We start from the raw sequence: 25,678 nt of genomic DNA on the forward strand, positions 1-25,678 counted from the left end.
CAATTACCGCATCGAAACCCCAAAACAGCAACGCCGCCCCCTGCTTTTGCAGAGAGCGGCGGAAACTGTGGCGCGCCCGGAACGATTCGAACGTCCGACCCTCAGATTCGTAGTCTGATGCTCTATCCAGCTGAGCTACGGGCGCGGGAGAGGGCCTATTAGAAAGGCGCTTCCGCATTTGCAAGCGCCTAAAGCAGATTGTGGAAAAGCAATTCTCTCAGACGCGCGGCGAGTGGTCGGTCGACCGGTGGCATGGCGAGCGCATCGAGATCGGCGATGTCGAACCAGTCGAATGCGTCGGCAGCGAGCGGCTCCGGCGTCCCGGACCATTGGCGGCACGCATAAAGCAGCATCGTCAAGCTCGCGGCGCCCGCCCCGGACACAATCTCATCGCTGGCGAACCCCACAACGACGAGCGCGTCGGATGGCAATGCGAGGCCCAGTTCCTCTCCTATCTCCCGCACGGCAGCGGCTGCGGGGTGTTCTCCCGGTTCGATCTTGCCACCGGGAAATTCCCATAGCCCGCCATGCATCGTTTCTGAACGCCGCCGCTGCATGAGGACACGGGATTGCGCGTCCAGCAGCGCGACAGCCGCCACCCATACCGATGTCGAGATTTTTTCCAGTTCGCCCACCCAAATTAATCAATATTTTACAGGGAACCTTCATCAGAAACGACGGTCGAATTGCGAGAGTAAAATTATGCTTTCCGATATTTTGCGAAAGCTTTCGCAAGACGACAGCGGGACGTCGGCTGTGGAATACGGCCTGATTTGCGCGATGATAGTACTCGTCATGCTGGGCGCGCTACAGGGGGTCGCCGATACTACGGTCACAATGTGGATCGATATCGCAAGAGAGACCCTCGCCGCATCCCGCCACTGACCGATTAAGCTTATTTCAAGAAATCTCCCCTAGTTCGAAGCCTGTCCGCGCTAAGATTTTTCGAGACGGACCGGGTACCGAAGACAGATTACTTCACCAGGAGACACACGATGAAGTTCATGAAGAAGCTCCGCCGCGATGAAGCCGGCGCGACCGCCATCGAATACGGCCTGATCGCCGCTCTTATCGCGGTTGCCGCGATCGTCGCCATGCAGGGCCTCGGCTCGCAGCTGAGCACGACGTTCACCACGGTGAAGACGAAGATGGCGAGCGAAGACGGCTCGTCGTAATCGACAGCACAATCGTTCCAAAGATCGGGCGGCAGGAGCAATCCTGCCGCCTTTTCTTTTGCCTGCAGCGGTTGAGCGATCGAGCTCCAACGCGCTTAGTCGGTAACGATCTTAACCTTGCTACCCGCCCCAAGCCGCGAATTGGCCGAAAGATTGTTAAGCACGAGGAAGCGCTCAAGCTTGGCATTGTCGAACGCCATGCGCGCCGCCAGAGTCTGCATTGTGTCGCCAGGCCTTACAGTCACGACGTCGAGCCGCTTGGGCTTGACCGCGCTGGCTTCGCTTGCCGAAATGCGGCGCATCGAGCGGAACATGGGATTGAACACCCCGGCGCCGCCTGCCTGCGTGATCGTCACGAAGTGGTAAGCCTTCCCGCCTCCGAAATCATAGGCGAACACGACGACGTCGAGCGGGCCGTTGCTCCCCTGCACGCGCGCGGTGCCATAAGCGGCAGGCAAGCCGTTCACGGTCGTACGCTCGATGTTTTGCGGGGTAATTCGCTGATTGCCCGATGAAAGCTGGCCGAATGCCGTGGTCACATAATTCGTCAGGTTGCCGTCGAAGCTTGCGGTCGTGAATTCCGCCTTGCCCGATTCGCCGCTGATCGAGACCGAGCGCGTACCATTGACGAGATAGAAGCCGTTGGGCGCTTCGAAGCCGAGGCGCAGGTCGGGATGGATGAACCGCGCGCCTTCGATCATGCCCTGCTTGGGATCATCGCCGTAGATCAGCCCGTCGATCCGCGTGAGAAAGGTATCCCGATTGGTCATGCCCGTGGCGTTTGGTCCCGCCTGCGCGAGAGCGGCGCGCACGCGCGATGCGGGGTCGGGGTGAGTCGAAGCCCAGGCGGGGACTTGATTTTGCGAGCCGCGCAGCTGCGCCTCGAGGGCATTTTGCCGAGCCAGACTTTCCAGCACGCTCGACATCGCGCGCGGATCGTAACCGGCGCTGCGCAGGTACGAGATGCCGAGATTGTCGGCCTGGGTTTCCTGTCCACGCGAATATTGCAGTGTCAGCAGCTGCGAGCCTTGCGAGAAGACCTGCTGCCCCAGTCGGCCGAAGGAGCTGTCGCCCAGAACCACGCCGGACAGGATCGAGCCCAAGGCACCCAGGATCGAATTGCGAGTCGCCGCCTTCTGCCGCTTGGCCGAGTGGCGTGCCGCGACGTGGCCGATCTCATGGCCGAGCACGCCCGCGAGTTCGGCTTCGTTGTTCATCAGCGCAGTCAGCTGGCGAGTGACGTAAACATAGCCGCCTGGAATCGCGAAGGCGTTGTTCACGGGAGAATTGAGCAACGTGACGGTGAAGTCGCTGCGCGCGTTGCTGAGCCCGGATTGCACCGCGATGTTCTTGCCAACGGTCTCGACGTAAGCCGCCTGGGGCCCGGTAACGACACCGCCGAATTCCGCGATCAGATCGGGATGCGCCTTGGCACCCTGGGCCTTGTCGGCCTGACTGATGGTATCCACCGTCGCGGGTGTGCCCATCGTCCCTTCGCGACTGGCCGGAGCCGTCGTGCACCCCGCGATCGCAAGCACGAGAGTCGCGCTCGTGCCGATGCTCGCCAGGGCGCGGCGAGCGCGGCGAATTTGGTTTCTTTGATTGCCAGACATCCGAGGATCCCCATTTTCCAGTTCGATCGTCGCGCGTTCAACGGCGTGCTTGCTGGCTTGTTCCCGATGGAGGCGTTTCGCGACGATGCGCATCGCGCAGCGGATGACGCGCATTGACCAGCGCAACGAGCCGCGCGCTGTCGACATGCGTGTAAATTTGTGTGGTTGCGATGTCGGCATGGCCAAGCAAGGTCTGCAGCACGCGCAAGTCGGCGCCGCCCTCGAGCAGGTGCGTCGCGAAGGCATGGCGCAGCACATGCGGAGAGACGCGCGACGCGTCAATTCCGGCCCGCGTGGCCAGTTCGCGCAAGAGCTGGAACAGACGCACGCGGCTGAGATGGCCCGAGGCACCGCGAGACGGAAACGCGAAACGCGATGGCTTGTCCTTGGAGACCAGCGCGCCCCGGTGCACCAGCCAGCGCGCCAGGACGGCTTGCGCCCGCGTGCTCACCGGGACGAGCCGCTGCTGTCCGCCCTTGCCGGTGACATGGAGGAACGGCGCATCGCGGGGAATGGCGGCGAACGGCAGCGCGACCAGTTCGGTAGCCCTGAGACCCGAACCGTAGAGTAGCTCCAGCATGGCGAGCAGCCTGACTGCGTCCGGGGCATCACCTTGCGCTTCTTCTTCTGCCCGCAAGAGGAGCCGCTCGACATCCTCATGCGAGAGAAGGCGCGGGAGGGGCCGCCGTGTCGCGGGGCGCGGCAAGGCGCCCGAGGGATCGTCGTCGCGCAGGCCCTCGTCGACGCAAAACCCGTAGAACTGGCGCAACGCCGAACATTTGCGGGCCAGGCTCGTGGCTGCGAGTCCAGACCATGCCTGCCCGAGGCGCGTGAGCGATGACCCGTCGGCCTGCACGAGATCGCCGATCACTTGGCTCGCGCCCTCCAGATCGCGTCGATAGGCCGCGATCGTGTTGGCCGCAGCGCCGCGCTCGGTCGCCAGCATCGCGAGGAAGTCCTCGATGCGCGATGATGCTCCTGGCCGGGCCGGAGCCATGGCCGGTCAGGCCCGAGCGACGGCTTCGGCAGCGATCATCCGAGCCTCGGCTTCGAGGCCGACGCGGCGCAGGGCGGAAACGATATGATAGAGGTAGCGCGGCGTCATGCGCCGCCAGCTCGATCCCTGCATGCCGAGCCCCGCGAGCAGCACGACCGACGCTTCATCGTTGCTTTCGGCTGCCGCAGTGATGGCGCGAGTCCATCGGGTCTGCCCCTCGAGGCTGAAATCGAGGCTCGAACCATATTGCGACGCCGTCCCGTCGCCGATCCGACCCAACCCGGCCAGACCCGCCACGAGAAACGTGGACTTGCGCGCTTCGGGACTGTCATCGTTCTCGATGAACCGATCGATCGCGCCGCTGTCGACTTGGTTCGAGCGAACGGGAGCCGCGACCGAAAGCAGGCCCCAGGCGAGCGATCCCGTGTCGACCGCCGACGCCCAGCGCATCGCATTGGCGTCGAGACCGGCGGTCAGCATCGAGGCGATCAGCGGCGCCGCGCTGGCCGCCCGCTCCGAACTCACCGGCAAACGCGCTGCCGCGAACGCGGTCAGGACCCGTCGCGAATAGAGGGCAGGTTCGCTCTCGGTTCCGTCCCAGACTTGTTCGATCGCAGCCAAACGCCTCGCAGCATCGCCGGCCACATAAGCGTTGCGCAGCGCTTCGGCCCGGCTCGAGAAGGCAGCCTCCATGTCGGGTTGCGCATAGATCTGGCCGTAGAGATCGATCATCGCCTCGCTTGACAGCACGCCCGCGGCGGCGGCCCAATCGGCGGCGGCGGCACGACGCTGCAGGCTGGCGGCAGGTGCCAGCGCCACGAGCGAATCGTAGCGATGGCCGCCGGCCTTCATGAGCGCGGCGGGCGGCTCCAGGCCGACCGCGGTGGCCAGGCCGTAGCGCCACGGTGTGATGCTCTCGACCCCGTCCCATTCGATCGTGACCGCCCGGCGGGTCTTGCCCGCAGCACCGGCGTATTTCTGCGCCAGAAGCAGATCGATCCGCGACATCTCGCCGCGCGAAAGCGATCGGTCGAGCTGGCGCAGGGCTTCGCTGCTGCTGCCGCGAAAGGCGCTGCAGATGTTGCGCGCGGCGGCCCATCGCGGATCGTCGCGCCCTCCTACGTTGGTCGACATGACCGGGCACACGCCGGTGAGATCGCCGGCATAGACGTATGTATCGAATGCCGCCGCCGTCAGCGCCGGCGTATAATTGCCGTTGTCGATGTCCTGAACGATGGCGCGTGCCGCATCGACTTCGCCCATGCGCAGAAGAAGCTGGACGCGCAGCGCCAGGAACTGCTGCGGCGAGAGCCCGCGAGGCGCATTCAGCCGCGAGGCAAGCGCCCGGCGCAACAGGATGTGGCCCCAGCGCGAAACGAGCTGCCCACGATTGCCAGCCAGCGCCAGGCTGACGAGCCTGCCGTTCTGACCGGCCAGCGAATTGGCGGGTAGACCGCCTTCCTCTTCGCCGATGAGGCCGACGCGGCTCATCTCGCGGCGCGCCGAAGGAGGAATGTCGTAATCGGGCTTGGTGCCGAGAATGTCGGCAAATTCCTCGGGCGTCATCCGCTCGAGTTCCTCGAGCGAAGGCAGCCGTTCGAGCGCCAGCCCGCCCTCCTCGGTCAATCCCCGATCCGGACCTCTTTCGCGAGCAGCAGGACTGGGCACGGACTGAACCACAGGGACCGAGACCGAGCGCTGCGGATCGCTGGCAGAGGGAGTGGGCGTCGACGCGCTCGGCCGCGCCGAGGGGGCCGGCGCCGGCGCCGGCGCCGGCGTGCGGGACGGCGGCGGGCTTGGCGCAGGCTCGGGCGTGCCGAAACCGGGTGGCAGCAGCGATTCGGGTGCGTCCTGCGCGAGCGCCAAAGCCGACGTCAAAGTCAGCGCGGCGGCGGACAAATACAACAATGGCTTCACTGGCCTGCCCCCGGAACCGGAATGTCGATCACGATGTCGCGCACGGGTTCGCGGCCGCCATCGACCCAGGCATAGACCGACAGCGCCGCGAGCCCCGCCACAGCCACCGACAGCAGCACGCCCCCTAGCTTTCCGACCGTCACTCGCCTTCCTTCAACTGCTTGCGCTGCGACCTAGCCCATCTATAGGCTTGCCCGCAATGGACCTGCGCCCTGCCCCAGCTTCTACCGCCCATGCGGCCGACATCGCGCGACGCCTCGATCGGCCGATCGTGCTCGTGGGAATGATGGGCGTCGGCAAATCGAGCGTGGGAAAGCGTCTGGCGGCGCTGCTCGACCGCCAGTTCGTCGATTCCGACGACGAGATCGAAGCGTCCGCACAAATGTCCATCCCGGAAATTTTCGAGATGTTCGGAGAGGACTATTTTCGCGACGGCGAGCGCCGGGTGATCGCTCGCCTGCTGCAGGAGAGTTCAAGCTGCGTCATCGCGACCGGCGGCGGGGCGTTCTGCAACCCGCAGACCAGAAAGCTGATCCTGGAAAAGGCGCTGACCATCTGGCTCGACAGCGATGTCGACACGCTTGTCGAACGCACCGCGCGCAAGGACAACCGTCCCCTGCTCAAGCAAGGCGATCCCAGACAAATCCTTGCTGAACTGCGTGAGCAGCGCATTCCTGCATACAGCGAGGCACCGATCCATGTGACAAGTTCCAGCGGACCGCATTCGCTGACCATCACCAAGATACTGGACGGGCTCGACAAATGGCTGTGATCCCGGTCGACATTGCCGGTCGGCCTTACGAGGTGCGAGTGGGGACCGGCCTGCTCGACCAACTCGTGCCGCTCGCGAAGGGCAAGCTGCGCAAGCGTGCGGTTCCCATCGTCACCGATAGCAACGTACATCGGATCTGGGGCGAGCGCGTCGAAGCCGCGCTGCGCGACAACGGGCACGAGCCGCAGTGGCGCATTCTTCCGCCGGGCGAATCCACCAAGTCATGGCAGGAACTTGCCGCGACGATCGACTGGCTGCTCGCGCTGGAAGTCGAACGGGGCGATCACATCATCGCGCTGGGCGGCGGTGTGATCGGCGATCTCACCGGGTTCGCGGCGTCGATCCTAAAGCGTGGCTGCCACTTCATCCAGGTTCCCACGACATTGCTGGCGCAAGTCGATTCCAGCGTGGGCGGCAAGACCGCGATCAACACGCCGGCGGGCAAGAACCTCGTCGGCGCCTTCCACCAGCCTGCGCTGGTCATCGCCGATCTCGCGGTCCTCAAGACGTTGCCCGAACGTGAGTTGCAGGCCGGTTACGCAGAAGTGGTCAAGTATGGATTGATCGACGACGCGGACTTCTTCGACTGGTGTACCCGGAACGGAGCGGCGATGCTTTCGGGCGATGCGGCGCTGCGCGAATACGCGGTCGCGCATAGCGTCGCCGCAAAAGCGCGCATCGTCGCCGAAGATGAACGCGAGACGACCGGCCGTCGTGCGCTGCTCAATCTCGGGCACACCTTCGGCCACGCACTCGAAGCCGAGACGGGCTTTTCTTCGGAGCTGCTGCATGGCGAGGCGGTCGCCATCGGAATGGTGCTTGCAGCGCGCTATTCGGCGCGGCGCGGGCAGATGGACCAAGCCAGCGCCGACCGGGTCGCCGACCACTTCGCGCAAGTCGGCATGCGAGCCCGGCTGGCGCATCTCAAGCTATCGTGCAGCGGCGGCGACCTGGTCACGCACATGCTGCACGACAAGAAGATGGATGCCGGCACCCTGCCCTTCCTGCTACTGAAGGGCATTGGCCACACGTATCTCGATCGCGATGTGCCTCTGGACGATCTTGCCAATTTCCTGGACGGCGAGCTTTAACGCCGCACGTTTTCCCTGGGACGTGACCCCTGCGCGACGAAGCGTGGCGCAGCGGGGAAACAGGATCGGTCGCTTGCGTTGTTTCCCAATAAGCGTTCCGCTGCAACAGCTTGACCCAGTTTAATCCCGCCGGATTTTGTCGGGGGGGGGGCTGTTGCGCCGATCACGAGCGCACGGGGCGGCAAGTCCTGCAACGATCTGCCGCCTTTACGCGGTCAAAAGGAAGCCGACGTCATGCCAGCCAAATCCAAAGCCCAGCAAAAAGCCGCCGGTGCGGCACTTTCCGCCAAGCGCGGCGAGACCAACAAAAGCGACCTGCAAGGCGCCTCGCGTGAAATGTACGACTCGATGAGTGAGAGCGAGCTCGAAGATTTCGCGTCGACCAAGCGGGAAGGCAAACCCGAACACGTCGACGACTGAGGCCGATGCGGCGAAAGGCCCCGTTCTCAACCGAACAAGGCGATGGACTGCGTACCCGTCGATACGGGACGCATGTCCTGCCCCCACATCGAGATGCTTTCGCTCAAGCCCCCGTCACGCACGAAATCACCGGTCGAGCGCAGCAGCCACCAGCCATCGTGCGGTTGCGGTTCGGTATCAAGCACATTGACTTGCCAGTGCATCGAACTGACGGGAACCGTCGGCCCGAGCATCGAAATCACGCTCGGCGGCAGCGCATCGCCGCACAGCAACATGGCCGTCATCGGATGCAAGCCCTCACGCTCGACGAGACGGACCCACCAGCATTCTTGAGCGCTTACGTGCCCTTCGTCCGGCAGGGCGTGACGGGCTTCGAAATTCTCGCGAAGGAATGACGGGCTTCGCTCGCTGAAGAATGGAACCGCATCGTCCGGCAGGATCAAACCTTCGGGAACGCCGATGGCATCGAGGACAAGCCGGCTTTCCACCGCCTGCATGAAGACGAAATTCGCAACGAGACCCACGCCTTTTTCGCTTGTGAGACGCGCCTCGATCCAGATGGCGTTGCGACCGCGCCGCAAGACTTGCGCGCTGGCCTCGATCCGCCCGGCAAGCGGCGCGATCATTGCGATCTGTGCAGATCGCAGCGGCGGCAGGTCAGACCCGCTCCGCATCGCTTCGTCGAGCGCGAGAGCGGTCGAGAACCCGCCATACGCCGTGCGCCCCTGAGACCAGGCATCGGGAACCGTGAAGGCGCGGCCTGACGCGGTCTCCTCGGCTTCGGCAAGGACTTGCGCAAAGCCGGGCATCAGAACAGCCTCGCGCCGTCCGGAACGCGGCTGTCGGGCGAGAACAGCACCACCCGCCCTTCCTCGTCCGCAAAACCGAGCGTGAGCGCTTCCGACAGGGCCCTGCCGATCTGCCGCGGCGGAAAGTTGACGACGCCCGCCACTTGCCGCCCGACGAGATCTTCCGGCGTATAGAGCGCGCGCACTTGCCCGACGCTCCGGCGCATGCCTATGCCTGGGCCGAAGTCGATCTTCAGCTTCAGGCTCGGCTTGCGCGCGCCATCATAGACTTCGGCCTCGACTATCGTGCCGATGCGGATGTCGACCTTCAGGAACTCGTCGAAACCGATCTCGTCTGCCGGCGCCGCGCCGGGGTCGTGATCGAGATGCATTCTATTCGAGTTCCAGGATCACCGCGTCCACGGCAAGGCTATCACCCTGCTTCGCGTTGACCGACTTGACCGTGCCGGATTTCTCGGCGCGCAGGATGTTCTCCATCTTCATCGCCTCGATCACTGCGAGCGGCTGCCCCATCTCGACCTTGTCGCCCTCGCCGACATTGAGCGAGACCAGCAGCCCCGGCATCGGACAAATGAGGTACTTCGAAAGATCGGGCGCCACCTTCTCGAGCATGTGGCGCGCGAGGTGCGCCACTCGCGAAGGCAGACAGCCGACGTGGTGGCTCGCACCGCGCGTGGTCATGCGGAACCCGGTGCGTGTGACCGCGAGCTTGACGCCGATGTGCTCACCACCGACTTCGGCCGTCGCGAAGCTGTCGCCCGGCGTGTATTCCATCTCGATCTCGACCGGCTCGCCATCGACCGTCAGCTCGTCCTCGCCGATGACGACTTCGAACGGCTGCTTGGCGATGGTGACGGTCCATTCCGCGGGCGGATCGAGCGGATCGGCGAGCTGGCCGTCGACCCGGCGCGACCGGTCGGCGCGCGCGGCAGCCACAAATGCGGCAATCGCAGCGAGTTTCACCTTGAGATCGTCCGAGGCGGGGGCGCCCTGGAAGCCTTCGGGGTATTCCTCGGCGATGAAGCCCGTCGTCAGTTCGCCCGAGCGGAAGCGCGGGTGTTGCATGATCGCGGACACGAAATCGATGTTGTGGCCGAGCCCTTCCAGCTCGAACGCATCGAGCGCGGCGATCTGCAGGTCAGCAGCCTCGTCGCGCGTTTCGCCCCAAGTCACCAGCTTGGCGATCATCGGATCGTAGAACATGGAGACTTCGCCCCCTTCGTAGACGCCGTCGTCAACGCGTACGCCGGCAACGCCGCGCCGGCCGTTTTCGGCGCCGTCATCGGTCCAGCCTTCGACCGGCGGATTGTAGCGCGACAGTCGCCCGGTGGAAGGCAGGAAGCCACGATAGGGATCTTCGGCGTAGATGCGGTTCTCGATCGCCCAACCATCAATCTTCACGTCGTCCTGCGTCATTTCCAGCCTTTCGCCGGCGGCGACGCGGATCATCTGCTCGACGAGGTCGACGCCCGTGATCGCTTCGGTCACGGGGTGCTCGACCTGCAGACGCGTATTCATCTCGAGGAAGTAGAAGCTCTTGCCCGTCGGGTCCGCGCCCGAGACGATCAGTTCGACCGTACCGGCAGAATAATAGCCGACCGCCTTCGACAGCGCGACGCATTGCTCGCCCATGGCTTTGCGCATTTCGGGCGTCACGAAAGGCGAAGGCGCTTCCTCGACCACCTTCTGGTGGCGACGCTGGATCGAGCATTCGCGCTCGTTCAGGTAAAGGATGTTGCCGTGCTTATCGCCCAGGATCTGGATCTCGATATGGCGCGGGTTGAGGATGAACTTCTCGATGAAGACGCGGTCATCGCCAAACGAGTTCAGACCCTCGCGCTTCGTGGCTTCAAAGCCCTCGCGCACGTCCTTTTCGGAGTAAGCAAGGCGCATGCCCTTGCCGCCGCCGCCAGCCGAAGCCTTCATCATCACCGGGTAACCGATCTCGTCCGAGATGCGCACCGCGTGCTCGGTATCCTCGATTTCGCCAACGAAGCCCGGCACAACATTTACGCCTGCTTCCATGGCGAGCTTCTTGGACTCGATCTTGTCGCCCATCGCGGCGATGGCGTTGACCGGAGGGCCGATGAACTCGATGCCTTCGGCTGCCAGCGCTTCGGCGAACGAAGTCCGCTCGGACAGGAACCCATAGCCCGGATGCACTGCATCGGCGCCGGTCTGCTTGCACGCGGCGATGATCTTGTCAGCGACGAGATAGCTTTCGGCGGCTTGCGGTGGGCCGATGTGCACTGCTTCGTCCGCCATTTTCACGAACGGCGCGCGCGCATCGGCATCGGAATAGACCGCGACCGTGGCGATACCCATGCGGCGGGCAGTCTTGATCACACGGCAGGCGATCTCGCCCCGGTTCGCAATGAGGATTTTCTTGAACATTAGTCCCTGTCTTTCGTCACTCGCCGTGCGGCGAAAATTCCAATTTCGGTCTCATCAAACGGCGTCGTCGCGCTGAACCTGTTTGCAGCATGACGGGTAAAGTCGGCGAAAGTAAGCACGGCTATTCGGCCGCCTCCAGTTTCGCGCATCCTGCCGGCATGCGCGACGCTTCGACGTCCGCACGCGTTTCACTCACCGCCATGGCGCGCATGCCGAGGCGGGCGAGCATGGCACTGTCCACATCGTCGCCGGCATTGGGCGCAGTCAAAAGCTTGTCGCCGGTGAAAATCGAATTCGCGCCGGCCAGGAAACACATCGCCTGGGTCATTTCCGACATGCTTTCGCGGCCCGCCGACAAGCGCACCATCGAATGCGGCATCGTGATCCGGGCGACGGCGACGGTGCGCACGAATTCGATCTCATCGATTTTGGCGAGGGGCGTGTCGGCGAGCATGTCGCCCAGCACCGTGCCCTTCACCGGCACCAGCGCGTTGACCGGAACCGATTGCGGATGGTCGGGCAAGGTCGCCAGAGTGTGCACGAAGCCTACGCGATCCTCGCGCGTCTCGCCCATGCCGACGATGCCGCCCGAACACACGTTGATCCCCGCGCGGCGCACTTCGCCCAGCGTATCGAGCCGGTCTTCCATGGTGCGCGTGGTGATCACTTCGCCATAGCGCTCGGGCGAGGTGTCGATGTTGTGATTGTAGTAATCGAGGCCGGCCTCGGCGAGCATGTCCGCCTGTTTCGGCGTGAGCATGCCCAGCGTCATGCAGGTTTCCATGCCCATCTCGCGCACGCCCTTCACCATTTCGATGATGGCAGGCATGTCGCGGTCCTTGGGATTGCGCCACGCGGCGCCCATGCAGAACCGGGTCGAGCCCTGGTCGGCGGCTTGCGCGGCGCGTTGCAGCACTTCCTGCACGCCCAGCAGCTTGGTCGCCTTGACGCCGCTATCGGCATGGACCGACTGCGAGCAATAGCCGCAATCCTCGGCGCATCCGCCGGTCTTGATCGAAAGCAGCGTCGAGAGCTGCACTTCATCCGGCGCGAAATGGGCGCGATGCACTTCGGCCGCACGAAACAGCAGTTCGGTGAACGGCAGGTCGAACAGTTCGGCGATTTCCTCGCGAGTCCAATCGGTACGGGGTTCGGCCAAATCAGATTCCCTCCAGCGCCTGCGCGAGATCGGCAATGATATCGTCGATGTGTTCGATGCCGACCGAAACGCGCACCACGTCGGGCCCGGCTCCGGCATCGACCAGTTCGGCCTCCTCGAGCTGGCTGTGCGTCGTCGAGGCGGGATGAATGATGAGCGAGCGGGTATCGCCGATGTTCGCCAGATGGCTGAACAGCTTGACCGTCTCAACCAGTTTCACGCCCGCATCGTAGCCATCCTTGAGCCCGAAGGTGAAGACCGCGCCGCCTTTCCCGTCGAGGTACTGCTTGGCCAGTGCATGATAAGGATCGTCTTCGAGGCCCGCATAGGAGACCCAGGCGATCTTGGGATGGTGCTTGAGCCAGTTCGCAAGCATGGCCGCGTTATGGCAATGCCGCTCCATCCGCAGCGACAGCGTCTCCATCCCGGTCAGCGCGAGGAAGGCGTTGAACGGCGCCATCGCGGGGCCGAAATCGCGCAGACCCAGCACCCGGCAGCCAACGATGAACGAGATCGGGCCGACCGGTTTGAGCGCCTCGTTCAGCACCAGGCCGTGATAGGACGGATTGGGCTGGGTCAGGCTCGGGAATTTGTCGCTCGTGCCCCAGTCGAAATTGCCGGAATCGACGATCAGGCCGCCAATCGCATTGCCGTGCCCGTTGAGAAACTTGGTCGCGGAATGCACGACAATATCCGCGCCGTGTTCGATCGGCCGGCACAGCATCGGCGTTGCCATCGTATTGTCGACGATCAGCGGAACGCCGGCCTCATGGGCCACTTGGGCAATGGCGGCGATGTCGGTGACGATGCCGCCGGGGTTCGCCAAGCTCTCGATGAAGACGCAGCGCGTCTTGTCGTCGATCGCGGCCGCGACCGCGGCCGGATCGCCGGCATCGACGAAGCGCCCTTCCCAACCGAACTTGCTGATCGCATTGCCGATCTGATTGAGCGAACCGCCATAGAGCCGGCGCGCGGCGACGATGTTGCAGCCCGCCTCCATCAGCGTGTAGAAGGCGAGAAATTGCGCCGCGTGCCCGGAAGACACGGCCAGCGCGCCCACGCCGCCTTCCATCGCGGCGATCTTGCCTTCGAGCGCTTCGTTGGTGGGGTTCATAATCCGGGTGTAGATATTCCCGAATTCTTCCAGCCCGAAGAGCCGCGCCGCGTGACTGGCGTCGTCGAAGGCGTAGCCGGCGGTCTGGTAGATCGGCGTGATCCGCGCCTTCGTCGTCGGATCAGGCTGCGTGCCGGCATGAACCGTGAGCGTTTCCCGCTTATGCGTCATGACCTGCTTCTCCCCTCGACTTTGCCGGAACCGTCCACTGCCAACCGTTATTCGGCGGCTTCCAGTTCGCTGCCCACCGGCGGCATGTTGTGGCCGAGCAGGCGGAGCACGTCGGCGGCACATTCGACCACGTTCGAGCCCGGTCCGTAGATGCCCTGGACACCGGCATTCTTGAGGAATTCGTAGTCCGAGGCAGGGATCACGCCGCCCGCCACGACCTTGATGTCGCTGCGACCGGCATCGCGCAGCAGGCCGATCAGTTCGGGGATAAGCGTCTTGTGTCCGGCGGCAAGCGAGCTCGCACCGATCGCATCGACATCGGCTTCAAGCGCCATGTCGCATGCTTCCTTGGGCGTCTGGAACAAGGGGCCCGTTACAACATCGAAACCCATGTCGCCGAAGGCCGACGCGATGACATTCGCACCGCGATCGTGCCCGTCCTGGCCCATCTTGGCGACAAACATCTTCGGGGCGCGTCCGAGCCGGCGCGACACCGCCTCGACGCCATCGAGCACCTGCTGGTACCGGTCATCGCCTTCATAAGCCGCACCATAGATGCCCTTGACCGGACGCGGCATCGTGCAGTGGCGACCGAACACGCTTTCCATCGCGTCGGAGATTTCGCCGAGTGACGCGCGCTCGCGCGCGGCATCGACCGCCAGCGCCAGCAGGTTGCCATCGCCCGCCGCGCCATCGGCCAGGGCCTTCAAGGCGGCCTTGCACTTGGCCTCGTCGCGAGACTCGCGCATCGTCTTCAGACGCGCGATCTGCGCTTCGCGAACCTTGTGATTATCGACCGCGAGCGTCTCGATCGGATCTTCCTGATCCTTGCGGTACTTGTTGACGCCGACGATCACGTCGAGGCCCTTATCGACGCGCGCCTGACGCGCGGCGGCGGCTTCCTCGATCATCGCCTTGGGCCAGCCGGCCGCGACAGCCTTGGCCATGCCGCCTTCGGATTCGACCCGCTCGATGATCTCCCAGGCCTTGTCGACGAGCTCCTGCGTCAGCGCTTCGACATAATACGAGCCGCCCAGGGGATCGACGACATTGGTCATGCCGGTCTCTTCCTGGATCACGATCTGGGTGTTGCGCGCGATGCGGGCCGAGAAATCCGTCGGCAGCGCAATCGCTTCGTCGAGCGCGTTGGTGTGCAGAGACTGGGTGCCGCCCAGCATCGCCGCCATCGCCTCGATCGTGGTGCGCATGACGTTGTTGTAGGGATCCTGCTCCTGCAGCGAGACGCCCGAGGTCTGGCAGTGCGTGCGCAGCATCTTGGATCGCTCCGACTTCGCGCCGAGCTGGGTCATGGCGCGGTGCCACAAGGTGCGCGCGGCGCGCAGCTTGGCGATCTCCATGAAGAAGTTCATGCCGATCGCGAAGAAGAACGAGAGGCGGCCCGCGAACTTGTCGATGTCGAGGCCCGAGGCCACGCCGTACTTCACGTATTCCATGCCATCGGCAATGGTGAAGGCCAGTTCCTGGACCTGCGTCGCGCCGGCTTCCTGCATGTGATAGCCGGAGATCGAGATCGAATTGAACTTGGGCATGTGGTCGGCGGTGTAGCCGAAGATGTCCGAGATGATCCGCATGCTCGGCTCGGGCGGGTAGATGTAGGTGTTGCGGACCATGAACTCCTTGAGGATGTCGTTCTGGATGGTCCCGGTCAGCTTGTCGGGCGAGACGCCCTGCTCTTCGGCGGCGATGATGTAGAACGCGAGGCACGGGATCACCGCGCCATTCATCGTCATCGAGACCGACATCTCGTCCAGCGGGATGCCGTCGAACAGGATCTTCATGTCCTCGACGCTGTCGATCGCGACGCCCGCCATGCCGACATCGCCGACCACGCGTGGGTGGTCGCTGTCATAACCACGGTGCGTGGCAAGGTCGAAAGCAACCGACAGGCCCTTTTGGCCCGCCGCGAGGTTGCGGCGATAGAACGCGTTCGATTCCTCGGCGGTCGAGAAACCGGCATATTGGCGAACCGTCCAGGGGCGGCCGGCGTACATCGAAGCCTTCACGCCGCGCGTGAACGGTGCGAAGCCGGGGAGGCCCGGATCAGTCTCGACGTCCTCGGCGGTATAGAGCGGCTTGACAGCGATGCCTTCGGGCGTTTCCCAGGTCAGGTCGCGGCCTTTGACCTCTTTGTCGGCAAGCGCCTTCCAGTCGTTGATGTCGGCCATAATCGCGTTCCTCAAATCCTGTTGCCGCCGTCCATCGGGGCCGCGTTATTCAGTGCGCCTCTTTCGGCGTTTCCATGATCTCCGTGAGCTGTCCGCCCATGTCCTTCGGGTGGACGAAGATGATCATCGTTCCGTGCGCGCCGATGCGCGGTTCGCCCAGCACGCGCTTGCCCTGGCTTTCGAACCAGGCCTTCGCCTCGTGAATGTCCGGCACTTCATAGCAGATGTGGTGCTGGCCCCCGAGGGGGTTCTTCTCCAGCCACTTGCTCACCGCCGAGTCCGGCTCGGTCGGCTGCAACAGTTCGATTTGCGTGCCCGCCGTCCCGTTCTCGCCCGGCGTATTGACGAAGCAGACGCGCACCTTCTGGCTATCGAGCACGAAAGGCTCGGTCACGTCGGTTGCGCCCATCACGTCCTTGTAAAAGGCAATGCTGGCATCGAGATCGGGCGTCGCAACGCCGATATGGTTCATCCGGCCCAGCTTCACGGTTAGGCTGCCACGTTCTCGATGATCATGGCGATGCCCTGCCCGCCACCGATGCACATGGTGATGAGGCCGTATTTGCCGCCCGTGCGCTTCAACTCGTACATGCACTTGATGGTGAGCATGCAGCCGGTGGCGCCGACCGGATGGCCGATCGAGACACCCGAACCGTTCGGGTTCACCTTGGCTTCGTCGAAACCCAGGCACTTGGCGACGGCGGCGGCCTGCGCGGCGAAAGCCTCGTTGCTCTCGATCACGTCGATCTGGTCGAGCGACATTCCGGCGCGTTCCAGCGCGATCGGGACCGCCTTGATCGGCCCTTCGCCCATGTAGTCGGGCTCGACGCCGGCATGGCCCCAGGCGACGATCTTTGCCATCGGCTTCAACCCGCGCTCCTCGACTTCAGCACCCGTCGCCAGCACGACCATCGCCGCGCCGTCGTTGATGCCGCTGGCATTGCCTGCGGTGACCGATCCGTCCTTCTTGAAGGCGGCGCGCATCTTGCCGAGCACCTCCATCGTGGTGTCGGCCTTGACGTGTTCGTCGGTGTCGAAAACGGTCACGCCCTTGCGGGTCTTGATCTCGACGGGAACGATCTGGTCCTTGAAGCGGCCTTCCGCGATCGCGGTGGACGCGCGCTGATGGCTGGTGACCGACAGGGCGTCCATATCTTCGCGCGTGATTTGATGGCGCTCTGCCATGTTCTCGGCGGTCACACCCATATGGTAGCCGCCGATGGCATCGGAAAGCCCCAACGTCAGCGCGTCTTCCTGGGTGTTCGCGCCCATCTTCCTGCCCCAGCGCACGCCGTGGTCGTGATAAGGCACGTTCGACATCGATTCCGCACCGCCCGCCAGCGTGATCGAGGCCTCACCCAGCTTCATCGCGCGCGCCGCGTTGATGATCGCCTCGACGCCCGAGCCGCATAGCCGATTGAGCGTCAGTGCGGGAGTGTGCAGCGGCACACCGGCTTCGATGCCGATCACCCGGCTGAGCATTTCGTCGCGCGCACTGGTGGGCATGACCTGCCCGACCACCACGTGCTCGATCGCCTCAGGCTCGACGCCAGCACGGCTCAGCGCTTCCTTGGCGACGATCGCCCCGAGCTGGCTCGGCATGAACGACTTCAGCGATCCGCCGAAATCTCCGACCGCGGTGCGGGCACCGGCTACGATATAGATGTCTTCCATCTGAGGTCCTTCCACCGCGTTTACAGCGGGATGTTGTCGTGCTTCTTCCAAGGATTCTCGAGCGACTTGTTGCGCAGCTTGCGCAGGCCGAGGGCAATGCGACGGCGCGTCGAATGGGGATAGATCACCTGGTCGATATAACCGCGACTCGCGGCGACGAACGGATTGGCGAAGCGATCCTCGTATTCCTTGGTCTTCTCGGCGATGCCTTCTTCGGAAAGCCCGCGAAAAATGATCTCGACTGCGCCCTTGGCCCCCATCACCGCGATTTCGGCGGTCGGCCAGGCATAGTTGAGGTCTCCGCGCAGATGCTTGGGCGCCATGACGTCGTAAGCGCCGCCATAGGCCTTGCGCGTGATGACGGTAATCTTGGGCACGGTCGCCTCGGCATAAGCGAACAGCAGCTTGGCGCCATGCTTGATGATGCCCTTGTGCTCCTGATCGGTACCAGGGAGGAAGCCGGGCACGTCGACGAAGGTGACGATCGGGATGTTGAACGCGTCGCAGAACCGAACGAAGCGCGCCGCCTTGCGCGAGGAATCGATGTCGAGAACCCCCGCCAGCACCATCGGCTGATTGGCGACGATGCCGACGGTACGGCCTTCCACGCGCCCGAAACCGATTATGATGTTGGCCGCGAAGGTCGGCTGGAGTTCGAAAAAGTCCCCCTCGTCGACGATCTTACGGATGACCTCGTGCATATCGTAAGGTTGACTGGCACTCGGCGGGATGATCGTGTCGAGGCTATCCTCGAGCCGGTCCCAGGGATCGGCACAAGGCCGTTCGGGGACGTCTTCGCGGTTCGAAAGCGGGAGGTAGTCGACGAAATCGCGCGCGGCGAGCAGTGCCTCGATGTCGTTCTCGAGAGCCAGGTCGGAGACGCTGGTCTTGCTCGAATGCGTGATCGCGCCGCCCAACTCTTCCTGCGTCACGACCTCGTTGGTCACCGTCTTCACCACGTCGGGGCCGGTGACGAACATGTACGAGCTGTCCTTCACCATGAAGATGAAGTCAGTCATCGCCGGCGAGTACACTGCGCCGCCCGCGCAAGGCCCCATGATCAGCGAAAGCTGCGGCACCACGCCCGAGGCGAGCACATTGCGCTGGAAGATCTCGGCATAGCCGCCGAGCGCGTCGACGCCTTCCTGGATGCGCGCACCGCCCGAATCGTTGAGCCCGATCACCGGCGCGCCGACCTTCATCGCCGCGTCCATGATCTTGCAGATCTTCATCGCATGGGTCTTGGAGACCGCGCCACCGAAGACCGTGAAGTCTTGCGAATAGACGTAGACAAGCCGACCGTTGATCGTGCCCGATCCGACGACGACACCGTCGCCGGGGATCTTCTCCTGATCGCTCATGCCGAAATCGACGCAAGTATGTTCGACGTAGGCATCGACCTCCTCGAAGCTGCCTTCGTCGAGCAACACTTCAAGCCGTTCACGGGCGGTAAGCTTACCCTTTGCATGCTGTGCGTCGATCCGGCGCTGGCCGCCGCCGAGCTTCGCGCCAGCCCGGCGCTTCTCCATTTCCGCGATGTTGGCTGACATTCCCGATCCTCTTTGGGCCCTGCGGCATCCGATTAACGTGGCAATGCCTAAGGCATTTGAAGCCCGCCGCGTCAATAGTTTTAATCGCGCGGTTAAATAACCAATCCCCAGAATTCAGGGGTTCACGGCATCTCGACCAAGCTTAGAAAAACACCGCTTCACTTCAGCAACACGAGTTCCTCGGCCATCGTCGGGTGGATCGCGACGGTCGCGTCGAAATCGGCCTTGGTCAACCCCGCCTTCACTGCGACAGCTGCGGCCTGCATGATCTCGGGTGCGTCCGGTCCGATCATGTGTATCCCCACGACGCGGCCCGTATTGCCGTCGCAGACCATCTTGTAGAGCGAGCGCTCGTTACGGCCGGCCACGACGTGCTTCATGGCGCGAAAATCGCTCTCGTAGACTTTGACTGAACCCAGCTTGTTGCGGGCCTCGCTCTCGGTCATGCCGACGGCCGCGATCGGCGGGTGGCTGAACACTGCCGAAGGAATGCAGCCGTAGTCCACAGTGGAGGGATTGTCCCCGAACACGGTCTCGGCAAAGGCCTGCCCCTCACGGATCGCCACCGGGGTGAGTTGGACGCGATTGGTGACGTCGCCGATGGCGTAGATGTGATCGACACTGCTCTTCGAGCTATCGTCGACACGAATGGCGCCCTTGTCGTCGAGTTCGACGCCTGCCGCTTCGAGGCCGAGGCCTTCGACATTCGGCACCCGGCCAGTGGCGAACAGCACGCAATCGACATCGAGCGGATCGTGATTGGTCATCTCGACCCGCAGGCAACCCTCGTCGGTGCGTTCGATGCCACGGAAATCGGCGTTGAAGCGGAACTGGATGCCCTTGGTGAGCGAGATCTGCAGCAATCGGTCGCGCAGCGATTCGTCATAGCCGCGCAGCAACTGGTCCGACCGGTTGATGAGAGTCACCTTGGCACCGAACTGATGGAAGATTCCGGCGAACTCGTTGGCAATGTAGCCGGCGCCAGCAATCAACACGCGCTTGGGAATGGCATCGATGTGGAATGCCTCGTTCGAAGTGATGCCGAGCTCGTGGCCGGGACAGGACGGCACGTGCGGGCGGGCGCCGGTGGCGACCAGGATGTATTTGGCCGTAACGATCTTGCCGCTCGCCAGCGTGATCTCGTGAGGGCCGGTGATCGTCGCACGCTCGTGGAAGATCTCGACCCCGTTGTTCTCCAGAGTCTGGGTATAGACCCCGTTGAGCCGGTCCACATCACCCAGGACATTGTCGCGCAGCTTGATCCAGTCGAACGTACATTCGGGGATGTCCCAGCCGAACTGACGGGCATCGACGAGATCCTCGGCAAAATGCGCGCCGTAGACCAGCATCTTCTTGGGTACGCAGCCGCGGATCACGCATGTCCCGCCAACCCGGTATTCCTCAGCCACCGCGACCTTGGCGCCGTAAGCGGAGGAGACGCGCGAAGCCCTGACTCCGCCCGAACCGGCACCGATAGTGAATAGGTCGTAGTCGTATTCGGACATGATGTCCCCTTTGGTCTGCGGATGTCGGCGTTCGGGCATATGGGCCTAGCGAGGCGCCATTGCCAAGCCAGTTGCAAGGAAGACTTGCCATTTGGACCACGCGCTTAAAGCCACCGGACCGGCGCAATCGCGGTGTCCGCCGGGCGAGTCAGCGGAAAAATTTGACTGCCGTACCTAGACGACGCCGGCTTCCGCCAGGAGCGCCTCGGTCGACGCATCGAACGAGGTTCCTCCCGCCTCGATCTGCTTGGCGATCGACTTGCCGAGTTCCACGCCGAACTGGTCGAAGGGGTTGATTTCCATCAGTACTGCGTTGGCGAAGGTGCGGTGCTCGTGGAACGCGATCAGCGCGCCGAAGCTCATCGGAGTCAAGGCATCGAGCAGGATCGTGGCCGAAGGGCGGTCTCCCGGATAGGCGCGCGCCGGATCGTCGCTGGCTTGCCCCGCCATCAGCGCCGCGCCTTGGGCGAAGCAATTCGACAGCAGGATGCGGTGATGCTCGGGCGCGAGATCGTCGCCGGGAAGAATCGACGCGATGAAGTCGACCGGCACGAGGTTGGTGCCCTGATGGAGTAGCTGGAACACCGCATGCTGCGCATCCGTGCCGACGCCGCCCCAGGTGATCGGCGCGGTCGGGCCATCGACCGGATCGCCGTCGAACGTCACGGCCTTGCCGTTCGATTCCATCTCGAGCTGCTGAAGATAGTCAGGCAGCAGCGCCAGCCGCTCGTCGTAAGCGAACACGGCCCGCGTCTGACAGCCGCGCAGGCGGGTATAGTACTGGTCGGCGAAAGCGGCGCGCAGCGGGAGGTTGGCAAGACCATCGGTATCGCGAAAATGCCGGTCCATCACCGCCGCGCCTTCGAGCAGCTCGGCAAAATCGGGCCATCCCAGCGCGATCGCTACCGGAAAGCCGATCGAGGACCATAGCGAGTAACGCCCACCCACACTCTCGGAAAACGGCAGGACGCGCGTTTCATCGACGCCCCACTCGATTGCCTTTTCGGGCGAGGCGGTGAGCGCGACGACCCGCCCATAGGCGTCCGCGACGCCGTTTTCTCGTAGCCACACGATCACGCTTTCGGCGTTGGTCATGGTCTCGATCGTGGTGAAGGTCTTGGACGCCACCGCCAGCATCGTCTTGGCCGGATCGCAGGCGGCGAAGGCCTCCTCGAGCGCGCAACCGTCGATGTTCGAAACGACATGGACATCCACGAGGGCCCCGCCGCCATCGCCGTCGGCCCGCGCCAGCGCGTCGACGGACAGCGCAGGGCCGAGCGCGGAGCCGCCGATGCCGACATGAATGAGATGCGCGATCTCGCCCATCGCGCCGCCGTGAATCGCTTCGACCATCGCGGCCATGCGGGCATGGTTCTGGTGGGCCTGCGCCACGCTCTCGTCGCGGCCGACGCCGCGCTGCGCGGTATGCTCGGCCGCGCGTCCCTCCGTCGGGTTGACCACATCGCCGGCGAACAGCGCGGCGCGCCGCTCGGCAAAGCCGGCCGCATCGGCGAGCGCTTCGAACGCTTCGACGTGCGCCGCATCGAGGTGAGTCTTGGACCAGTCGAAGCGGATGCCCTCACCCTCTTCGAGCTCGAACCGGTCCGACAGCATCGCGAGCCGGTCCCCCTCAGCGAACAGCTCGCCGAGCGTCGGCTTGGCGAGCGCTTTCAGCCGTTCCCATTGCGCGCTCGTCGAATTGGCCATGCTATTGCCCCTATTTGCATGTTTAGCGTCCGACCGGACCGGCGGCCTTATGCATGGTGCAGCCGTTGAGTCCAAGCGTCTGTGGGGTCGGATCTCTCCGCCTGCCGGCGCGCATAGCACTTGACGCGAAGAGGGCCCGGCAACATGGGGACTGCGATGACTGAAACTGCCCCCGCCCAGGCCGCTCCGGCCGAGGATAAAAAGGCTACGGACGAGAAGCAGGAAAGCTTTTTCGTGTTCCTTCTCAAGACCGTACTGATCGTCTTGATCTTCCGCACTTTCATCTTCTCGCCGTTCAACATCCCCAGCGAATCGATGTTGCCGCGACTCGAGAACGGCGATTACCTGCTCGCCTCGAAGTGGTCCTACGGATTTTCCCGGTATTCGATGCCGTTCAGCCTGCCGCTCATTCCGGGACGGATCTTCTCCAGCGAACCCGAACGCGGCGATGTCGTGATCTTCAAGGCCCCGCCGGGCAATCAGACGGACTACATCAAGCGCGTGATCGGCCTGCCGGGCGATCAGGTTCAGGTTCGCGGCGGCCAAGTCTACCTCAACGGCAACGCGGTGCCGCGCAAGCGCGTCGCCGATTTCGAGATCGAGATCAGTTCGAACACGCGCTGCTATGCCTACGAATTCGAGACGGTTTCCGACGATGGAACGCCCGTCTGCCACTACCCGCAGTTCCGCGAAACGCTGCCCAACGGCAAAAGCTACAACGTTCTCGATCTCGGGCGCACGCCGCAGGACAACACCGAGACCTTCATCGTCCCGGCCGGGCACATGTTTCTGATGGGCGACAACCGCGACAATTCGCTCGACAGCCGCTTCCCGCCGATCGAGGGCCAGGGGATCGGCATCGTCCCGCAGGGCAATCTGGTGGGCAAGGCGACGATCGTGATGTTCTCGACCAATGGCGGCGCCTCCTGGTTCAAGCCCTGGACCTGGTTCACTGCGGCGCGCTGGGATCGGGTCGGCGGGACGTTCTGAGTGCTCTCCGACGCTGACCGCGCATTTCTGACCAAATACACCGGCAAGGCTCCCGGCAACGATGCCCTGTGGTTCGAAGCGCTGACGCACGGGAGCACTGGCGAGAAGCGCACCTACGAACGCCTCGAGTTCCTGGGCGACCGCGTGCTCGGTCTGGCCATTGCCGAATGGCTTCACGACGTCAGCCCCGATGACGAGGGGCGTCTATCGCAGCGTCTGAATGCCTTGGTCAGCCGCAATACGTGCGCCGCGATGGCGCGCGAGATGGGGCTCGGACCGCATATCCGCCTCGGCAAACAGGCACGCGACGATGGCGGACAGGAAAGCGACAACATTCTGGGCGATGTCGTCGAAGCGCTGATCGGCGCCTGTTTCGTGGAAAGCGGCTGGGAGGCGGCGCGCAGCATGGTGCGCTCGCTTTGGGCCGATGCGATGGAGGGCAAGGCGGGCAAGCGCAAGCATCCCAAGTCGGCACTGCAGGAATGGGCCGCGGGCAACAAGCGTCGCATGCCCGAATACCAACTCGTCGAGCGTACAGGCCCCGACCACGCGCTGCGCTTCACCGTCGAAGTGACAGTGCACGGCGTCGGCGCGGTGCAGGCGACCTCATCGAGCAAGCAGGATGCCGAGACCTTGGCAGCCGAAGAATTCATGGAGAAATACGCGTGAGCACCCGCTGTGGCCTCGTCGCCGTGATCGGTGCGCCCAATGCGGGCAAATCGACCTTGGTCAATGCGCTCGTCGGCCAGAAGGTCGCGATCACTTCGGCGAAGGCACAGACGACGCGCGCGCGACTGCTGGGCATCGCCATCGCCGACGAGGTCCAGATCATCCTGGCCGACACGCCCGGCATCTTCGCGCCAAAGCGGCGGCTCGACCGCGCGATGGTGGCCGCCGCGTGGGAAGGCGCGCATGAGGCGGACGCGATCCTGCTGGTCGTCGATCCGATCAAGCTGCGCCGCAGCGAGCTCGACCCGCTGCTCGAAACGCTGAAGAATCGGCCCGAACGCAAACTGCTGGTGATCAACAAGGTCGATGCGAGCGCCAAGGAACCGCTGCTCGTGCTCGCAGAGGAACTGGGCTCCCGCGGCGAATTCGAGGAAACCTATTTCGTTTCGGCGCTGACGGGTGACGGCGTTCCCGAACTCAAGGCCCAGCTCGCCGCGCGCATGCCGGAAGGCCCTTGGCATTATCCCGAGGACCAGGTTTCGGATGCCAGCGAGCGGCTGCTCGCCTGCGAAGTGACGCGCGAACAGCTCTTCCGCCAGTTGCATGACGAATTGCCGTATGACAGCGCGGTGCGGCCCGAGTCCTACACGCAGCGCAAGGACGGTTCGGTCGAGATCCGCCAGCAGATCGTCATCGCGCGCGAGAGCCAGAAGGCCATCGTGCTGGGCAAGCGCGGTGCCAGGATCAAGCAGATCGGCGAGGAGGCGCGCAAGGAACTCGCCGCAATTCTGGGGCAGACAGTGCACTTGTTCCTTCACGTCAAAGTGGAGGAAGGCTGGGCCGAAGGCCGCGACATCTACGAAGACATCGGACTGGACTGGGTAAAGTGAAAATCTCTGCTCTGGCTGTTGCCCTGATCGCGGCCTTGGCGGCTTCGGCTTGTTCCGGCCCCGCCACCGTCAAAGCGGCATCGCCAGCCCTGACCGGCGACTACGTCGCGCTCGGGGCCTCGTACTCGGCAGGGCCAGGCCTGGGCGAGATCAAGCCCGGTTCGCCCACCCGCTGCGCGCAGACGATGGGCGGCTTTCCGACGCTGCTGGCCGAAGACTTGCGCCTTGCGCTGTTCGACATGTCGTGCAGCGGCGCGACCAGCCAGCAAGTGCTGACGGGGTGGAACGAGCTGCCGCCGCAGATCGACGCCCTGACGCCAGAAACCACCCTGGTCACGGTCAACGTCGGTGGCAACGACCTCAACTATGTCGGCAATTTCTTCTCTGCCGGCTGCGCGCCCGACGGCACGGCGCAAGTGTCGGGTCGCAAGTTCACCTGTCCGGTCCCGCGCAAGCCCACCGAGGCACAATTCGCCGCGGTCGAGGCCAACTTGCGTGAGATCGCGAAGCAGGTCCGCGCCCGATCGCCCAAGGCGCGACTCGTATTCGTGCCCTATCTCACCCTGCTCCCGAGCGAGCCTTGCCCGGCAGCGCCGATCGATGCCGGGCTGTGGACCATCGCATCGGAAACCGCCGATCGGCTCTCACGCATGTCTCGCCAGGTCGCGAAGGAATCCGGCGCTCTGCTGGTGCCGATCGATACCGAATCGCGCGAGCACACCGCGTGCGACAGCGTTGCCTGGACCAACGGCCGCAAGGCCGCCGCGCCCGGCGATGGGATCGCCTGGCATCCCAATCGCGCCGGCATGCGCGCAACGGCTGCCGCCATCCTGGCGGCTCTCGGCCCGATCAAGCGCTGATCGGGCCAAAGAGCT

The 25,678-nt window shown here is 63.9% G+C and carries 24 protein-coding genes and 1 tRNA gene; 8 read left to right on the forward strand and 17 right to left on the reverse strand.

Features of this window, described 5'->3' with window-relative positions:
* Window positions 1–68: 68 nt before the first annotated feature.
* Together GQO94_RS10825 and GQO94_RS10830 are read right to left on the reverse strand one after the other, a co-directional pair.
* A tRNA-Arg gene (locus GQO94_RS10825) sits at window positions 69–145 on the reverse strand.
* Window positions 146–188: 43 nt separating this feature from the next.
* Window positions 189–635 carry a (deoxy)nucleoside triphosphate pyrophosphohydrolase gene (locus GQO94_RS10830; RefSeq protein ID WP_269748761.1) on the reverse strand — a complete coding sequence of 149 codons (447 nt, stop codon included), beginning with the start codon at window positions 633–635 and terminating at the stop codon, window positions 189–191.
* Window positions 636–995: 360 nt separating this feature from the next.
* On the opposite strand from GQO94_RS10830, the gene GQO94_RS10835 reads away from it, so the two are divergent.
* On the forward strand, window positions 996–1,175 hold the full coding sequence (locus tag GQO94_RS10835) for a Flp family type IVb pilin (RefSeq protein WP_156841296.1): 180 nt from the start codon (window positions 996–998) through the stop codon (window positions 1,173–1,175).
* Window positions 1,176–1,270: 95 nt separating this feature from the next.
* Here the strand turns inward: GQO94_RS10835 and GQO94_RS10840 are convergent, their stop codons facing one another.
* Genes GQO94_RS10840 through GQO94_RS10855 form a run of 4 tightly spaced genes read right to left on the reverse strand, consistent with a single transcriptional unit; the run spans window position 1,271 to window position 5,845 of the window.
* Window positions 1,271–2,788 carry a M48 family metalloprotease gene (locus tag GQO94_RS10840; RefSeq protein ID WP_156841298.1) on the reverse strand — a complete coding sequence of 506 codons (1,518 nt, stop codon included), beginning with the start codon at window positions 2,786–2,788 and terminating at the stop codon, window positions 1,271–1,273.
* Between the two features lie 37 nt (window positions 2,789–2,825).
* On the reverse strand, window positions 2,826–3,785 hold the full coding sequence (locus GQO94_RS10845) for a tyrosine recombinase (protein ID WP_156841300.1): 960 nt from the start codon (window positions 3,783–3,785) through the stop codon (window positions 2,826–2,828).
* Between the two features lie 6 nt (window positions 3,786–3,791).
* On the reverse strand, window positions 3,792–5,702 hold the full coding sequence (locus GQO94_RS10850) for a hypothetical protein (protein WP_156841302.1): 1,911 nt from the start codon (window positions 5,700–5,702) through the stop codon (window positions 3,792–3,794).
* A complete protein-coding gene (locus GQO94_RS10855; RefSeq protein WP_156841304.1) occupies window positions 5,699–5,845 on the reverse strand; it encodes a hypothetical protein in 147 nt (48 codons plus the stop codon). Before GQO94_RS10855 ends, GQO94_RS10850 begins: the two co-directional genes overlap by 4 nt.
* A gap of 56 nt (window positions 5,846–5,901) precedes the next feature.
* Here GQO94_RS10855 and GQO94_RS10860 point away from each other — a divergent pair, with 56 nt between their 5' ends.
* The 3 genes from GQO94_RS10860 (at window position 5,902) to GQO94_RS10870 (ending at window position 7,985) form a co-directional block, all read left to right on the forward strand.
* Window positions 5,902–6,474, forward strand: a complete 573-nt coding sequence (locus tag GQO94_RS10860) for a shikimate kinase (protein WP_156841306.1) — start codon at window positions 5,902–5,904, stop codon at window positions 6,472–6,474.
* A complete protein-coding gene (gene aroB, locus GQO94_RS10865; protein WP_156841308.1) occupies window positions 6,465–7,565 on the forward strand; it encodes a 3-dehydroquinate synthase in 1,101 nt (366 codons plus the stop codon). The genes GQO94_RS10860 and aroB overlap by 10 nt, the downstream gene beginning before the upstream one ends.
* Before the next feature lie 234 nt (window positions 7,566–7,799).
* Window positions 7,800–7,985: a DUF3008 family protein gene (locus tag GQO94_RS10870; RefSeq protein ID WP_156841310.1), complete on the forward strand. Its 186-nt coding sequence runs from the start codon at window positions 7,800–7,802 to the stop codon at window positions 7,983–7,985.
* 26 nt (window positions 7,986–8,011) lie between these two features.
* Here GQO94_RS10870 and GQO94_RS10875 read toward each other — a convergent pair whose 3' ends face one another.
* The 11 genes from GQO94_RS10875 to pgi all read right to left on the reverse strand — a co-directional run bounded on the left by GQO94_RS10875 (window position 8,012) and on the right by pgi (window position 22,254).
* Window positions 8,012–8,794: a thioesterase family protein gene (locus tag GQO94_RS10875; protein WP_156841312.1), complete on the reverse strand. Its 783-nt coding sequence runs from the start codon at window positions 8,792–8,794 to the stop codon at window positions 8,012–8,014.
* Window positions 8,794–9,165, reverse strand: coding sequence for a tRNA-binding protein (locus GQO94_RS10880; RefSeq protein ID WP_156841314.1), 372 nt, complete (start codon window positions 9,163–9,165; stop codon window positions 8,794–8,796). Before GQO94_RS10880 ends, GQO94_RS10875 begins: the two co-directional genes overlap by 1 nt.
* A gap of 1 nt (window position 9,166) precedes the next feature.
* Window positions 9,167–11,188 (reverse strand): acetyl-CoA carboxylase biotin carboxylase subunit, encoded by a 2,022-nt coding sequence (locus GQO94_RS10885; RefSeq protein WP_156841316.1) that lies wholly within the window; start codon window positions 11,186–11,188, stop codon window positions 9,167–9,169.
* A gap of 121 nt (window positions 11,189–11,309) precedes the next feature.
* Window positions 11,310–12,347, reverse strand: a complete 1,038-nt coding sequence (gene bioB / locus GQO94_RS10890; protein WP_232332884.1) for a biotin synthase BioB — start codon at window positions 12,345–12,347, stop codon at window positions 11,310–11,312.
* Window position 12,348: 1 nt separating this feature from the next.
* On the reverse strand, window positions 12,349–13,632 hold the full coding sequence (locus GQO94_RS10895; RefSeq protein WP_156841320.1) for an O-acetylhomoserine aminocarboxypropyltransferase: 1,284 nt from the start codon (window positions 13,630–13,632) through the stop codon (window positions 12,349–12,351).
* A gap of 47 nt (window positions 13,633–13,679) precedes the next feature.
* Window positions 13,680–15,818 carry a methylmalonyl-CoA mutase gene (gene scpA / locus GQO94_RS10900; protein WP_156841322.1) on the reverse strand — a complete coding sequence of 713 codons (2,139 nt, stop codon included), beginning with the start codon at window positions 15,816–15,818 and terminating at the stop codon, window positions 13,680–13,682.
* Between the two features lie 49 nt (window positions 15,819–15,867).
* Window positions 15,868–16,305, reverse strand: coding sequence for a methylmalonyl-CoA epimerase (mce, locus tag GQO94_RS10905; RefSeq protein ID WP_156841324.1), 438 nt, complete (start codon window positions 16,303–16,305; stop codon window positions 15,868–15,870).
* 2 nt (window positions 16,306–16,307) lie between these two features.
* Window positions 16,308–17,492: a beta-ketothiolase BktB gene (bktB, locus tag GQO94_RS10910; protein WP_156841326.1), complete on the reverse strand. Its 1,185-nt coding sequence runs from the start codon at window positions 17,490–17,492 to the stop codon at window positions 16,308–16,310.
* 20 nt (window positions 17,493–17,512) lie between these two features.
* Entirely contained in the window at window positions 17,513–19,042 is a 1,530-nt protein-coding gene (locus tag GQO94_RS10915; RefSeq protein WP_156841328.1) for an acyl-CoA carboxylase subunit beta, read from the reverse strand.
* Between the two features lie 158 nt (window positions 19,043–19,200).
* Window positions 19,201–20,547 carry a glutathione-disulfide reductase gene (gor, locus tag GQO94_RS10920; RefSeq protein ID WP_156841330.1) on the reverse strand — a complete coding sequence of 449 codons (1,347 nt, stop codon included), beginning with the start codon at window positions 20,545–20,547 and terminating at the stop codon, window positions 19,201–19,203.
* A gap of 174 nt (window positions 20,548–20,721) precedes the next feature.
* On the reverse strand, window positions 20,722–22,254 hold the full coding sequence (pgi, locus tag GQO94_RS10925; RefSeq protein ID WP_156841332.1) for a glucose-6-phosphate isomerase: 1,533 nt from the start codon (window positions 22,252–22,254) through the stop codon (window positions 20,722–20,724).
* A gap of 156 nt (window positions 22,255–22,410) precedes the next feature.
* Between pgi and lepB the strand changes: the two genes are divergently transcribed.
* Genes lepB through GQO94_RS10945 form a run of 4 tightly spaced genes read left to right on the forward strand, consistent with a single transcriptional unit; the run spans window position 22,411 to window position 25,663 of the window.
* Window positions 22,411–23,244, forward strand: coding sequence for a signal peptidase I (gene lepB / locus GQO94_RS10930; RefSeq protein WP_156841334.1), 834 nt, complete (start codon window positions 22,411–22,413; stop codon window positions 23,242–23,244).
* The gene (rnc, locus tag GQO94_RS10935) at window positions 23,245–23,913 is read left to right on the forward strand and encodes a ribonuclease III (protein WP_156841336.1); all 669 of its coding nucleotides are present in this window, start codon (window positions 23,245–23,247) and stop codon (window positions 23,911–23,913) included.
* Window positions 23,910–24,803 carry a GTPase Era gene (gene era, locus GQO94_RS10940; RefSeq protein WP_156841338.1) on the forward strand — a complete coding sequence of 298 codons (894 nt, stop codon included), beginning with the start codon at window positions 23,910–23,912 and terminating at the stop codon, window positions 24,801–24,803. Before rnc ends, era begins: the two co-directional genes overlap by 4 nt.
* A complete protein-coding gene (locus GQO94_RS10945) occupies window positions 24,800–25,663 on the forward strand; it encodes an SGNH/GDSL hydrolase family protein (RefSeq protein WP_198045923.1) in 864 nt (287 codons plus the stop codon). The genes era and GQO94_RS10945 overlap by 4 nt, the downstream gene beginning before the upstream one ends.
* Window positions 25,664–25,678: the final 15 nt, after the last annotated feature.

The sequence above is a fragment of the Novosphingobium aquimarinum genome, from assembly GCF_009746585.1.
Taxonomy (GTDB): Bacteria; Pseudomonadota; Alphaproteobacteria; order Sphingomonadales; family Sphingomonadaceae; genus Novosphingobium; species Novosphingobium aquimarinum.